A 13,421-nucleotide genomic window follows, 5' to 3' on the forward strand; every position below is an offset into this window, starting at 1 on the left:
TTTTTTATACATATTGCAAAAGCTTCTGTAATGCATCTAAAAAATATTCTATAAAAAAAACCACCTAATCTCTCAGGTGGTTTTTATATATTTTTGTAGAAACCCTAAATTAATTGCGGGCTAATATTACAATTTTTTAGCGCTCTTATCAATAATTTTCTGGATCCTTTTGTCCAGGTCTTTGATTAATTCTTCAAGGGCACTTTCGCACATCGGGAGGATTTTTTCAGGCTTCATTACCGGAACCCCGCCAACCATTACCCCGGTTTTTTTAGAGTTTGCTCCTTCGTTAATGGTAAACACCTTTTCAGCTTTTTTGTTATACAGCACTATATTGGTATAAGCCCTCATTTTTGTAGTGGCTGTACCGCCTACACCAAAGCCTTTGTTCAGGGCAAATCCGATGTAAACAAACATAACGCCGTCAGCATCCGGGAACAATTTTACAAGTTCCTTTTCATTGTTTTTACCCCAGTTAGAATCTACCGCTTTATAGCCGTCAATTACAGCGTAACGAGATCCCTCATCCCCGGGCTTAAATTCAGGCGAAAATTTTTGGTAGGCTGCATTGCCCGTCACGTCCGCTTCCGGTACTAATGTAAAAGGGAACTTTTTGGCATAATCGTTAAAAAACTTATCGTGATAAGTATTCAGTATAGGCTGTAGATTAAAACTCGGGTCATTTTGTAGCTCTGCAATTTGGGGAATACCCGCAAGGCCTACATCATCAAGGTTAACCAGCTTATCAGCGTAAAATGTTACTACGGCTACTTTTTTTGTCTGTGCTATGCCGGATAAGCTAAGCAATAAGGCGGCTGCACTAAGTAAAATTCGGAAGGTTTTCATAAGGGTTTATATATTAAGTGATTATATTAACTTGAAGCAAATTAAATCATTTCTTTTTGAAATCGATGAATTTGTACTACTTTTTTTAGTTTCAACCCTATTGACCAAAAAAACACTTAAGCAATCAGGGAGTTAGCTTACACTACAGGATGCTTAATTTATACACAAGCTTACCTTTGGTACCGTAACCGCCATTAATAATTTTGGTATGAGAAAATGCATAATTGCCTTATTGTTTTTAAGCTTTTTAAGCCATGTTTACGCACAATCTTTATCGTATGAAATAGATACCCGTGTAGCACAGGAACAAGTAAGGAAAGGAAAATTGAAACTTGGGGGCAAAAGCCCTACAGGCACACAAATATCGGTAAACAACTACTACGTCTCAGTAAATGAGCAACCCTTTATTCCTATTACCGGCGAATTTCACTTTTCGCGTTATCCGCAGGAGTATTGGGAAGAATCCATCCAAAAAATGAAGGCCGGGGGCATTAACCTCATTGCTACGTACATTTTTTGGAACATCCACGAAGATAAAGAAGGCATTTTCCGTTGGGACGGTGACCGTAACCTCAGGAAATTTGTTGAGTTGTGTGCCAAATACAACATGTATGTTGTGGTACGCATAGGCCCGTTTGACCATGGTGAGATACGCAATGGCGGTTTGCCGGACTGGCTTTTGGGTAAGCCGTTAATGATACGCTCTAATGATTCGGTATATCTTTCCTATGTTGAGAGGTTTTACAAAGAAACAGCCAATCAGCTTTCGGGCCTTTATTTTAAGGATAACGGCCCTGTAATAGGAATACAGGTAGAAAATGAATATCAGCATTCGGCTTCACCCTGGGGATTAAGCTATCCGGGCCAGCCGCTTGATTTTACTGCCTCAGAACGCGACCTTACCGCAACTCACAATGGTGTGAGTGTAGCCGATAACAACAATCCCAATGCCTCTTCGGGCAACGAACACATGAAGACCCTTAAAAATCTGGCTATAAAAGCAGGGATGGATACCCCGATCTGGACAGCTACCGGCTGGGGTTACGCAGCAATAATACCCAATGAATCTATCCCGGTAATGGCCGCGTATGCGTATCCTTTCTGGACCGAAGGTAAAGACCTTTCCCCATTCTTCCTGTATAAAGACATGCACAAGGACCCGGACTACTCACCGGTACGTTACAATCCCGAAGATTATCCTGTATTTGCAGCGGAGCTTGGTTCCGGCATTATGTCCGTTTACAGCCGCAGGCCCATTGCCGAACACAAGAGTTTTGATGCAATGATTAATCGTTGCCTTGGCAGTGGCTGTAACGGTATTGGTTATTATATGTACCATGGAGGCCTTACGCCCAAAGGGGAGTTTTTCTTTAGTGATGAGGCATTTGGGCTACCGAAGATTTCATATGATTTCCAGGCACCAATCGGAGAATTCGGACAGGTAAGGGAGGGTTTCCACAGGCTTAAGCTCCTGCATTATTTTGTACAGGACTTTGGCAACGGGCTTGCACCCATGGCCACTGTACTGCCACAGAATACGCCTGCACTGAAACCGGAAAACGTATCAGATCTTCGCTATGCGGTCAGGGCAAAAGGGGACAGCGGGTTTTTATTTGTAAATAACTTTCAGGACGACGCTGTATCTACAGACAAGAATAATATACAGGTTGCGGTTAAAACCAAAAAAGGGGTAATCAATATTCCTGCTGAGGGCGGCTTTAACATAAAAACGGATGGCAATGCTATTTTCCCGTATAACTTTGACCTTAACGGTAACAGGCTTATTTACGCAACATCCCAATTGTTGTGCAAAGGCAGGGGTGAGACTCCGTATTACGTGTTTTTCAGGCCTGAAGGCGTTACTTCTGAGTTCCTTTTTGATTCAAAAGGCGGCTTTAAAATTGAGGGCCTTACGGGTGCTGTACTGAGTGAAACAAAGGGCGGTGTACTTGTGAAGACAACTGATGGAGTATCGCAATTTACCGTAAACGCAAAAGGAAAGAAAACAACCGTTTTAGTACTGGATAAGGAGTTGGCACTTAAATCATACCGTATACAGCTATCGGGGAAAGATTACCTGTTATTTTCCGATGGGGTTGTGCTTACCAAAACCGACGGCTCGTTTGAATTGCTTATTGACATGCAAAACACTACCGGCATATCCCTTTACCCTGCCTATAAGGGTAACCTGAATCTTACCACAGGTACAGTTACACAAGGCAACGGCAGCCCTGTTTTCAGCAACTACGCTGTTACACTCCGCGCAGCCAAACTGGACAAACCTTCAGTAAAAAAAATCGGGGAACGCAAATATGCCGTAGCGTTTCCGGAGCTTAGTGCCGGCCTCAATGATATTTATCTTGAAATTGATTATACCGGAGATACCGCTATGGGCTTTGTTGACGGGAACCTTGTAATTGACGAATTCTTTAAGGGTATAGACTGGAAAATTGGTTTAAGGAAATTTATTCCTTCGGCCAAAACAAAGGAAATGGTCTTTTATTTCAGGCCACTGCACAAGGGGGCTACATTCCTTGATGACATCCATAAAGAAGATGTGCCCGACTTTGGCGATAAGCAGCAGGTCCTGGAGGTGCGTAACTTTACCTTCATACCGCAATATAAAACGACATTGAACTTTAAATAAAAACCTAAGTTAAATCAAACGTTCTGGTAAGGGGATATTTCATAGTACCCATAGTTTAAAAAAACTGGACAAACGATTATTTTTTTCGTTTGTCCAGTCAAGTCGGGATGACTGGATTCGAACCAGCGACCCCTAGCACCCCATGCTAGTACGCTACCAGGCTGCGCTACATCCCGAACGTTGTAAGGCGTGCAACTATATTTTGTTTTGCCTTAGCGGGGAAGCCTATTCTGTGGCAATCTTGTAGATGTCTACAATGTTGCTGGTAACGGCATCAAAATCAATATTAAGGTCTATAAGCTTACCGCTACGGATGTCAAATATCCAGCCGTGTACGGTAATACCCCTTTCGGCAGAGGCTTTTTGTACCTCGGCGGTTTTAATAACGTTAATGCACTGTTCCTGCACGTTAAGCTCTACAAGGCGGTCATAGCGTTTTGCCATATCTTCTATGCTGTTCAGCTCTTTGCGGTGCAGGCGGTATACATCGCGTATGTTTCGCAGCCATGGGTTCAGTATGCCCAGGTCGCTCTGTTCCATGGCAGCCTTAACGCCACCGCAGTTATAATGGCCGCATACTACTACGTGTTTCACTTTAAGGTGGCTCACGGCATAGTTAATAACCGACATCACATTCAGGTCGGTATTCGGCACCATATTGGCTATGTTACGGTGTACAAAAGCCTGTCCCGGGGCTACGCCCATAAGCTCTTCGGCAGTAACACGGCTGTCGCTGCACCCTATGTATAAAATTTCGGGCGACTGGCCTTTGGCAAGGTTTTCAAAATACTGGCCGTCTGTATCCAGTTGTTTTGTTATCCACTCGCGGTTGTTTTCAAATACCTTTTTTATGTCCATGGAAAATCAGTTTAAGTTGTTTCATCAAAAGTAGCAAAAACAAACGTAACATATGTTTATTTCTGCGTGGTAGGATTAGATGCTTAGTGGTGTGTATTTCCTCCTATCCGTTGTTGTGGTATACCGGCTGCTATGGCTTTAAAAAAGCCACCTGCTGCTTCCGTTTCCTCTATAAGCGCCCATGCTTTTTGGGTTATTTCATCGGTAAGGCTTTCTACGTAATGGCTGCCGCCCCAGGGGTCTACAGTTTTGGTAATCATAGTTTCTTCCTGCACAAACAGCTGGGTGTTAAGTGCCAGGCGCGCCCCCTGTTCAGATGGCTGCACTGCAAGCCCGTCATACGCAAAAGTATGCAGTGATTGTATGCCGCCAAAGGCTGCCGCGGCCGCTTCGGTACAAATGCGTATTACATTGTTAAACGGGTCGGCAGCGTTAAGGCTTCCGGCCCGGCTGTGGATGTGCAGTGCCATCGACTTCTCGTCTTTCGGGCTGAATTGTTTTAGCAGCTTTGCCCAAAGCATACGGGCTGCCCGCATTTTGGCTATTTCGGTAAAATGGGCGGGGCCAACAGCAAACGAAAAAGTAACGCGTTGTGCAAGCCCGTCAACAGGTATACCTGCGGCCAACCCGCTACGTACAACTTCCAGCCCGTAAGCCAGCATATAGGCCAGCTCTGTTTCGGCAGTGGTACCTGCCTGCTGCAACCCGTAACCCGATATATTTAACATATCGGTTGTGGCTATACCCGAAAGGGCAGGGGCAGGAGCGCTTTCTATTGCCGTAAGGACGTGAAATTGCAGGGTGCCCGAAAGTTGTTCCTGTTCGTCACCCTCTGCATTATTAATATCGTTAAACTGCTTTATTTTCCAGGGTTTTAGTACGTACATGGTAGCATGTATCCCACGCAGGTAGGGCGCGAAGCCTGCCCCGAAATCCGGGTGCCCTAATTGCTCATTATCGGCTGCTGCCGAAGTTTTAGTGAGTTGTATGTGCTGGAGGTTTTTTCTCATAAGTCACTCCACTTTTGGGAATCCCTGGATGTATGGTAAACTGCATGGATTATAATCGAATCTGAATAAACAGTAAAGTATATCAGATAGGGAAAAGTTTTGGTTAGTGCAGTTCGTACGTCCATATGCCTTATGCTATATTTCAATGGATTTTGACGTATGAGATCAATTTCAGTTTTAACTGCTTTAATTAGTCTCTTGCCAAGGCCTTTCTGTTTATTTTCATACCACGAAGCAGCTTCATTCATATCAATAACCGCTTTAGGTAGAATTATTAATTTATAAGGCATCCTCAATTTTTTTTATTGCCTCATCAAAATCAAGCCCAATCGAAGGGTTTCTGAGGTATTCTTCTCTACGTTCCATTACCTGCTGCATTTGCCATTGGGGTATGGTTTCGGGATATTGATTACCCGAAGGCAAAATAATTACCTCTACTTCATCAGCATAAAAATCATCGGGCAGGGTAATGTTTATGGTTTTGCCTTCTACCTTTATAAATTTCCGTATCGCTTCCATGGCCTGTACTTTTTTATAAATATACAAAATTATTGTGCAATGCCGTTTTGCAACTGCCTCCCCTGTAATCTATTCTTTAATGAACTTACCGGAATAAACACCACTGCTGAAGATGTATATACCACCCGGTAGTGCCGACACGTTAATTTCGCTGCCGGTAAAACCTTTTTGTACCACCCTTCCGGTAAGGTCGGTTATTTTGTAAGGAGCTGTGCTATTTATATTATCTGCCGATATTTTTATAACGTTTGTAGCGGGGTTAGGGTACAGTAGTTGCTTTTGGGTATTAAAATTACCGGTACCCAGTGCCGGTATGCTGAATTTTGATACGTATAACTCGTTTGTAGAAGCTGTGTAGGTTTCGTTACCAAATTTTATGTTGGTATAATTACCCGATACATATAACGAATTGTTTGCATTATCTACCGCCAGGTACGATTCGGCATGCGTAGTGCCGCCTATCTGTTCCACCCAGGTATAGTTTCCGTTTCCGTTTAGCTTGGCAACAAATCCGTTTAACCCGCCCTCGTTTGTCAGGGTAGTGGCGCCAAAGGTTATTTGCGGGGTGTAAAAATTGCCCAGCAGGTATACATACCCGTCAGTACCTGCCTGTACATCCCACATACTGCCACCACCGGCAGGTGATTTTGCCCACAGCACATCGCCGTCAGTATTGTATTTTACTGCCCAGCCATACTGTAGCCCCGCTGCCGAAGGGGTTAATGTGGTACCGCCAAAAGTTATAGATGCATAATCGGTATAGCCTACGGTATAAATGTTGTCGTTAGCATCTATAGCTATATTGTAGCAATGCACGGCGTTATTAGTATTGTTTGTGTGTGATTTCAGCCAGGCCATATCACCTTCGGGACTGTATTTTACCAAAAAGGTAAGGCTTTTGTTACCGCCCAAAACAGTATCGTTAAACGCTATGGTACCATCACCGGCATGGCTACCAGCCATATATACGTTACCGGTGCTGTCGCAGGCCAGCCTGCGGCCACCCTGGTAGCTGTCTTCGGTTATCATTTTTGCCCATAATACTGTACCTGTACTGTCGTATTTGGCAATGAAAGTGTCAGATTCTCCTGTTACCGGCAGGGTTATCGTGTCAAAAACGGCAGTGGTGCCACGTGCCTGCCCACATACAAAAATATTACCTGAAGCATCGGTTATAATATCATATGCGCGTATAAAGCGGTTTACATACATGGGGCTTTCCGGGCTTTCTTCTACGCCTATATGCTTTGCCCACAGGGTAGTACCGTTGCTGTCTTTTTTTGTTATGAAAGAGTTGATACCCGAATAAACATCCCCGGTACTGAACGTATAGCCTTCAAAATTGTAACTGCCGGTAAATTCTCCTGTAGAGTACAGGTTGCCATCAGCATCGGTAGCTACGGCTATGGTATTTATAGATGCATTTGCAGCAGTGGCGTTAACCCACTGTACCGCACCGGCACTGTTTAGCTTCACAAGGAAGTTACGCCCCAGAAACGAGCTGCCCTCAAAGTTTTCGTTGCCGAAAGCCATGCTTGCCTGGGTAGAAATGCAGTTTATGTAAACACTGCCTTGGGCATCGGTTGTTATGCCTGTTACGTAAGAGAATGTAGGCATGCCGCCGGTGCCTTCTGTTGATTGTGTGGAAAACATCCAGTCCCAGCTTTGTGCGGTGGCTGCGTTTAATCCGAATAATGCTAAACACAGTAGGGTAATTTTCTTCATGATTAATTGGTTGTCTGTTATTTTGTGTAATATATTATTTTTCTTCCTGTTCCAACCGTTCCTGCTCCTGCTTTTCGGCCAGCCTTTTTTCTATAATCGGTACTACCAGCGTTTTGCGGGGTTTGGTTTTTACAAACGGATACAGCTCAATAGACCGCCCCATGCGTTCGTTATTGTCGGCGTATTTGTTAGTACCCACCAGCACCTCTTTACCGCTGCTGAAAAGTTCCTGCTCATGGGCTGCGCTTTGCTGTATTTTGCGTTGCAGGTTGCCCAGCTTCAGTTGTTGCAGTAGCCCGCCACCAGCCTCAATTTCCTTAAACAGTGCCAATGCCTTTTCGGCCAGCTGCATGGTAAGTTCCTCTATGTAATAGGCACCGTCAGCCGGGTTTGGTATGCTGCCGAAATTACTTTCATTTTTTAATATGGCCAACTGGTTTCGCGCCATACGGTCTGAAAAAGCGTTGCTTTTGCGGTAAAAGATATCGTAAGGCAGGTTTACCACCGTATCGGCACCGCCCAGTATGGCAGCCATACATTCGGTAGTGGTGCGCAGCAGGTTTACGTTGCTGTCGTACAGGGTTTTGTTACGCCGGGTAGGGGTAGCCAGTATATGGCAGGTTTGGTTCAGGTTATATTCCTTGGCTACAGCAGCATATAGTATGCGCAGTGCACGCAGTTTGGCAATTTCAAAAAAGTAATTGCCGCCCACAGCTACTTCCAGCACTAATGGCTTTTCGCCAAAGCCAAGGTTAAAGTACTCATTGGCATGAGCAAGGGTATAAGCCAGTTGCTGCACCATATTGGCACCTGCATTTTGGTACAGGCTGCCGTTTACGCTAACCACGCTTATATTAGGGCTGCTGTCGGCTATCTGTTTCAGTTGGGCAAAGTTATCGCCACCGTCGTACCAGTTACCCTCTTTGGCAAGGTACCCCACAGGGTCGGCCATAAGGTAATACTGTGCCTGTTTGCCAACTGCTACAACATCAAGCTTTTTGGCAAAATCAACAGAAAGGGATTTCAGATAAAAGTATGCCGGTACGTTGCTGTCCAGCCCTTGCAGTAATGCCGCAGCATCGGTATTGGCATCGGGCAGGGTAAAACGTATGGCTTCGGCGCCACGCTGTATGGTAGATTGTGCACGTGCGGCACTTTTGGCCACATCCTGCACATAAATGTCCTGTCCTATTTTAAAAGGGGAAGAGGTTGCAGGGATAGCCAACGGTTCTTTGGCTTCGTCTGCATGGTAAAAGGGTTTTACCTTAATGCCTTCGGGGCTTTCCCAAACCATGGTTTGGTTATAGTCCTGGCCCTGCAATTCATATTGTATCTTCTGCTTCCACAGTTTAGACGATACCGCACCAAATTCCTCAAAAAGGTTATTGCCCATAAAAAAGTATTTTTAAAGGGAGGTGGTATCTTCTACCTTAGGGGCATCTTCTTCAAACTCTATGATGTAAATGTCTTCGTCGTCGCGTTTCATGTAGTATTTCTCGCGGGCGTAGCGTTCGGTCTGGTCAGTGTTTTTCAGCTGCTTTATGGCGCTGCTGTCTTCCTCTATTTCGTGGGTGTAGTATTCTTTTTTATCTTCCAGTTTTTTTATCTCCTTATCAAGTGAACGGTGCTCAAAATAGGAGTAGTTATCCAGGAAGGTGAGCCACAGCGCTACAAAAACAATAACCAGCATATAGCGGTTACCCAGCACTTTAAGCACCGGATATTTTGAAAACCAACTTTTTTTCTCTTCTTCCATGTTTCGTACTGCAAGATAAGTTTTTTATCGCTTTTGCTAATGTATTAATTTTTTGGTGCTTTCTTCCATTTCGACTGAAGCGCAGCGTAATGGAGAAATCTCTAAACAAGAGGATTTAATATCGACAGAGGTTCAATCTCAGAAAAACAATAGAGATGTCTCCTATCGTCGACATGGAAAAACTACGCTATCCTCTGGTTTATTACAGCCCTTACCACATCAATGGCTACGGTATTGTACTTATCATTCGGTATAATAATATCGGCAAAAGCCTTTGTAGGCTCTATAAACTGCTCGTGCATGGGCTTCAGCGTACTCTGGTAGCGGCTCAGTACCTCTTCCATATCGCGTCCGCGTTCGGCTATGTCGCGCTTCATACGGCGTATAAGCCTTTCATCAGGGTCGGCATGTACAAATACCTTAATGTCAAACAGCTCGCGCAGCTTAGGGTCGGCCAGTATAAGGATGCCTTCTACAATCATCACCTTGCGCGGATGGGTCAGTATGGTATCGTCTGTACGGTTATGGGTTACAAACGAATACACCGGCTGCTCTATGGCCTTGCCTTCCTTCAGCTCTTTAATGTGCGTATACAGCAGGTCAAAGTCTATGGCGCGCGGGTGGTCAAAGTTTATTTTGGCACGGTCTTCATAGCTAAGCCCCGTGTTATCCCTGTAATAATGGTCCTGGGATAGTACGCCCACTTCGGTAAGGGGCAACTGGTTCATAATCTGGTGTACTACAGTGGTTTTTCCGCTTCCGGTACCACCGGCAATTCCGATAACGAGCATTTTTTTCTGGTATGTATGTTTTTTGCAAAAGTAGCAAATATAGGGGTGCATTGGCAATGATTGTGAAATAAACTTATCTTTGGGAAATGCAAAAGGAAAATCACTGCTTTTTACCAAAACCTGTTATGAAAAACCTGTTAACCGTTGTTTTAGTTGTGCTATGTTTAAGCCCCGCCGCAGCCCAAAGGCAGCCGCAGGAAGTTATTTACCACGTGTTCCAGCGCAGCTTTTTTGACAGCAATGCTGATGGTAAAGGCGACGTGGAGGGCATCCGCCAAAAGCTGGAGTACCTGCAAAAAACGGGTGTTACCAGTATATTGCTTACACCGTTGTACACGTCTGATTTTTACCACAGCTATTTCGCCGAAGATTTTGAACATATAGACCCGGCGTACGGTTCGCTGAAGGAATACCGCACCCTGGTGCAGGAAGTGCACCGCCACGGCATGAAGATATACCAGGACGTGGAGATGCAGTACGTAACTGCCGACCATCCGTGGTTTAAGGAATCGTACAAGAACCCGGCTTCCAAATACACTCCGTATATTTTTTACCTCGATAAAAAGAATGAAAAGCCCTGGTATTTTATGGGTGTACCCGAATTTACCACCTACGACAACCAAAAGCAGCAGCTGGTTGTGGTAAACATGAAAAGCCAGCAGGTAAAAGACTATACCCTGAAAATGCTGAAGTATTGGGCCGACCCCGATGGAGACGGTAATTTTAACGACGGTGTAGACGGTTTCAGGTTAGACCATGCCATGGACAACCTGGACAATGCAGGAAGGCTTACCAACCTGTTTAAGGATTTCTGGGCACCGATACTCGCCAGCCTGCGTAAGCAAAACCCAAAACTGCTTTTTGTGGCGGAGCAGGCCAACTGGGCTTCGTACGGCTATGAGTACCTGAACAAGGCTACCGTAGACCGCGTGTTTGCCTTCCGTCTGTGGGCAGCGGTTTCTAAATTTGATAAAAACGAAATTATAAAGGCTGCCGACAGCACTTTTAACTACCTGCCGAAAGGCAAGGAACAGGTGGTGTTTATAGAAAACCACGATACCAAACGTTTTGCCACTACCGCAGGTGGTAACATCGGTAAGGAGAAGGTAGGTGCTGCGCTTAATGTACTGTTGGGAGGCGTTACCTCCATCTACTACGGCCAGGAAATAGGTATGCAGGGCGAACAGGGTAAAGGCGCTACCGATGGTAACGACATCCCACTGCGTGAGGCGCTTGACTGGTACAAAAGCGGGGAGGGTACAGGCATGGCCAATTGGTACAAAGACAGCGGCCCGTGGTGGGACAACCGTAATACCAAACCCAATGACGGCATATCAGTAGAAGAACAACAGGCCGACCCTAACTCACTATATAATTACTATAAGGAACTGCTGCGTATAAAACGTATGGAGGAAGCATTTAGTGATACTAAGTTTACCAATGTGCCGAATGCCAACCCTAACGTGCTTACCTTTATAAAAAAAGGAAGCCGCAGGCCGGTACTGGTAATGATAAACCTGGGCGACAACGAGGAAGCCGTAACCATTGATGACCCGAAACTGAACCTTACCGCCACCAAGGTTATACTGGGCAATGACTTTAAATTCCCGGCCGGGGGTACTACAGTAATGATAAAACCGTACGGTGTACAGGTGTGGAGGTTGTTGTTTGATTAGTACTATTGCGTCGCTTTCTTCACGTCCCGTCATTGCGAGCGAAGCGTGGCAATCTCATTAGGAGTTGCTTGGCGATATTAGATTGCTTCGTCGTACCTCCTCGCAATGACGGAGCCTGAAAAATGGTATGGTTTACGGACATTCATATGACCAGACACTCTAACGCTACTTTCTTCACGTTCCGTCCTTGCGAGCGAAGCGCGGCAATCTATTTTTACAGTCAAAATTTTAAATGACAAAGGCTGCCCTAAGTAAAATTACCGGGCAGCCTTTGGTTTATGTATTACGTCAAAGCTTTATTTATAAAACTCCGGGGTAGGGTTAAGCGATTTGTTTTGCCACTGGTGCCAGTACGGGTAAATAGGCGGTACGGTACTCGCTTCATCCAGTTTTTTAACCTGTGCTGTGCTGAGGTTCCAGCCCACCGCACCCAAATTTTGGTGTAGCTGTTCTTCCGTCCTTGCGCCTATGATAATGCTCGATACCGTAGGGCGTTGCAGCAGCCAGTTCAGTGCTACCTGCGCCACACTCTTGCCGGTTTCTTCCGCTACTTCGTACAGTGCATCTACCGTATTGTAAAACACCTCTTCGTTTACCACCATTTCGGGTACGGGGCTGCCGCCCTGGGCTACGCGTCCGTCCTGCGGCATGGGTTTGTTGCGCCCGTATTTACCGCCAAGCCTACCTGCAGAAAGCGGCGACCATACCAATGCACCCACCTTTTGGTCGATACCCAGCGGCATCAGTTCCCATTCGTATTCGCGGTTGGCCAGCGAATAATATACCTGCTGGCCTACGTAGCGGCTCCAGCCATATTTTTCGGCAATGGCCTGCGATTTCATAAGGTGCCAACCCGAAAAGTTAGAAGCCGCAATGTAACGCACCTTGCCGCTCTGTACCAAATCATCAAGGGTACGCAGGGTTTCCTCCACGGGCGTATTGCCGTCAAAACCGTGCATGTGGTAAATGTCTATATAATCGGTACCAAGGCGTTTCAGGCTGCCCTCTATCTGGCGGGTAAGGTGGAAGCGCGATGAACCCTGGTTGTTCGGGGCTTCGCCAAAGGTAAATGTAGCCTTGGTAGAAAGTAACAGCTTATCGCGCTGGTGCCCGGCAATGGCCTTGCCCAGTACTTCCTCCGAAATACCATCGGAATAAATATCGGCAGTATCAAAAAGGTTTACGCCTGCATCCATGCAAATGTCTACAAGGCGTGTAGCTTCCTCCGCCTGCGTGCTTCCCCAGGCTTTAAAAAATTCGTTTCCCCCGCCAAAGGTGCCAGTACCGAAGCTCAGCACAGGGACCTGCAGGCCCGAAGCGCCCAAAAATCTGTATTCCATTGTGTTTTGTGGTTTTAGTTTTTATTGTGATGTGTACTATTCAAATACAAATTTCTGTAACATGGGTAATTTATAACTTGTAATTTTATAATGTTTAGTTGTAAATTAATGATATGTACCTTTTGGAAAACCTTCATTAAAATTTCCGGACGGTTTTCGGAAAATATGCTTCCTAAAGGTACTACTATTATCCCTGCACAAACGAAAAATTTACGCAAATGTGCAAAAAATCGGTACTACTAAAGTTTTGTTT

Annotated in this window: 12 protein-coding genes and 1 tRNA gene; 2 read left to right on the top strand and 11 right to left on the bottom strand. The window is 45.3% G+C overall.

Going from position 1 to position 13,421, the window contains the following annotated elements:
- Positions 1 to 126 precede the first annotated feature (126 nt).
- Positions 127 to 846, bottom strand: coding sequence for a hypothetical protein (locus ACZIX4_RS00650; protein ID WP_463333680.1), 720 nt, complete (start codon positions 844 to 846; stop codon positions 127 to 129).
- A 208-nt stretch (positions 847 to 1,054) separates the two neighbouring features.
- Here ACZIX4_RS00650 and ACZIX4_RS00655 point away from each other — a divergent pair, with 208 nt between their 5' ends.
- Positions 1,055 to 3,493: a beta-galactosidase gene (locus ACZIX4_RS00655; protein ID WP_463333681.1), complete on the top strand. Its 2,439-nt coding sequence runs from the start codon at positions 1,055 to 1,057 to the stop codon at positions 3,491 to 3,493.
- Between the two features lie 102 nt (positions 3,494 to 3,595).
- Here the strand turns inward: ACZIX4_RS00655 and ACZIX4_RS00660 are convergent.
- From ACZIX4_RS00660 to udk, 9 genes are all read right to left on the bottom strand, one after another.
- A tRNA-Pro gene (locus tag ACZIX4_RS00660) sits at positions 3,596 to 3,669 on the bottom strand.
- A 49-nt stretch (positions 3,670 to 3,718) separates the two neighbouring features.
- Entirely contained in the window at positions 3,719 to 4,351 is a 633-nt protein-coding gene (locus ACZIX4_RS00665) for a carbonic anhydrase (RefSeq protein ID WP_463333682.1), read from the bottom strand.
- Between the two features lie 83 nt (positions 4,352 to 4,434).
- Positions 4,435 to 5,361 carry a methylmalonyl-CoA mutase family protein gene (locus ACZIX4_RS00670; protein WP_463333683.1) on the bottom strand — a complete coding sequence of 309 codons (927 nt, stop codon included), beginning with the start codon at positions 5,359 to 5,361 and terminating at the stop codon, positions 4,435 to 4,437.
- Positions 5,358 to 5,651 carry a type II toxin-antitoxin system RelE/ParE family toxin gene (locus ACZIX4_RS00675; RefSeq protein WP_463333684.1) on the bottom strand — a complete coding sequence of 98 codons (294 nt, stop codon included), beginning with the start codon at positions 5,649 to 5,651 and terminating at the stop codon, positions 5,358 to 5,360. The genes ACZIX4_RS00670 and ACZIX4_RS00675 overlap by 4 nt, the downstream gene beginning before the upstream one ends.
- Positions 5,641 to 5,880, bottom strand: coding sequence for a hypothetical protein (locus tag ACZIX4_RS00680; RefSeq protein ID WP_463333685.1), 240 nt, complete (start codon positions 5,878 to 5,880; stop codon positions 5,641 to 5,643). The genes ACZIX4_RS00675 and ACZIX4_RS00680 overlap by 11 nt, the downstream gene beginning before the upstream one ends.
- A 69-nt stretch (positions 5,881 to 5,949) precedes the next feature.
- The gene (locus tag ACZIX4_RS00685; RefSeq protein WP_463333686.1) at positions 5,950 to 7,605 is read right to left on the bottom strand and encodes a T9SS type A sorting domain-containing protein; all 1,656 of its coding nucleotides are present in this window, start codon (positions 7,603 to 7,605) and stop codon (positions 5,950 to 5,952) included.
- A gap of 34 nt (positions 7,606 to 7,639) precedes the next feature.
- Positions 7,640 to 8,998 (bottom strand): methylmalonyl-CoA mutase subunit beta, encoded by a 1,359-nt coding sequence (locus ACZIX4_RS00690; RefSeq protein WP_463333687.1) that lies wholly within the window; start codon positions 8,996 to 8,998, stop codon positions 7,640 to 7,642.
- Positions 8,999 to 9,010: 12 nt separating this feature from the next.
- Entirely contained in the window at positions 9,011 to 9,361 is a 351-nt protein-coding gene (locus ACZIX4_RS00695) for an FtsB family cell division protein (RefSeq protein ID WP_463333688.1), read from the bottom strand.
- Positions 9,362 to 9,543: 182 nt separating this feature from the next.
- The gene (gene udk / locus ACZIX4_RS00700) at positions 9,544 to 10,152 is read right to left on the bottom strand and encodes a uridine kinase (RefSeq protein WP_463333689.1); all 609 of its coding nucleotides are present in this window, start codon (positions 10,150 to 10,152) and stop codon (positions 9,544 to 9,546) included.
- A 125-nt stretch (positions 10,153 to 10,277) separates the two neighbouring features.
- On the opposite strand from udk, the gene ACZIX4_RS00705 reads away from it, so the two are divergent.
- Positions 10,278 to 11,828 carry an alpha-amylase family glycosyl hydrolase gene (locus ACZIX4_RS00705; RefSeq protein ID WP_463333690.1) on the top strand — a complete coding sequence of 517 codons (1,551 nt, stop codon included), beginning with the start codon at positions 10,278 to 10,280 and terminating at the stop codon, positions 11,826 to 11,828.
- Positions 11,829 to 12,124: 296 nt separating this feature from the next.
- Here ACZIX4_RS00705 and ACZIX4_RS00710 read toward each other — a convergent pair whose 3' ends face one another.
- The gene (locus ACZIX4_RS00710) at positions 12,125 to 13,168 is read right to left on the bottom strand and encodes an aldo/keto reductase (RefSeq protein ID WP_463333691.1); all 1,044 of its coding nucleotides are present in this window, start codon (positions 13,166 to 13,168) and stop codon (positions 12,125 to 12,127) included.
- Positions 13,169 to 13,421 lie beyond the last annotated feature (253 nt).

Source organism: Flavobacterium niveum (genome assembly GCF_055231775.1).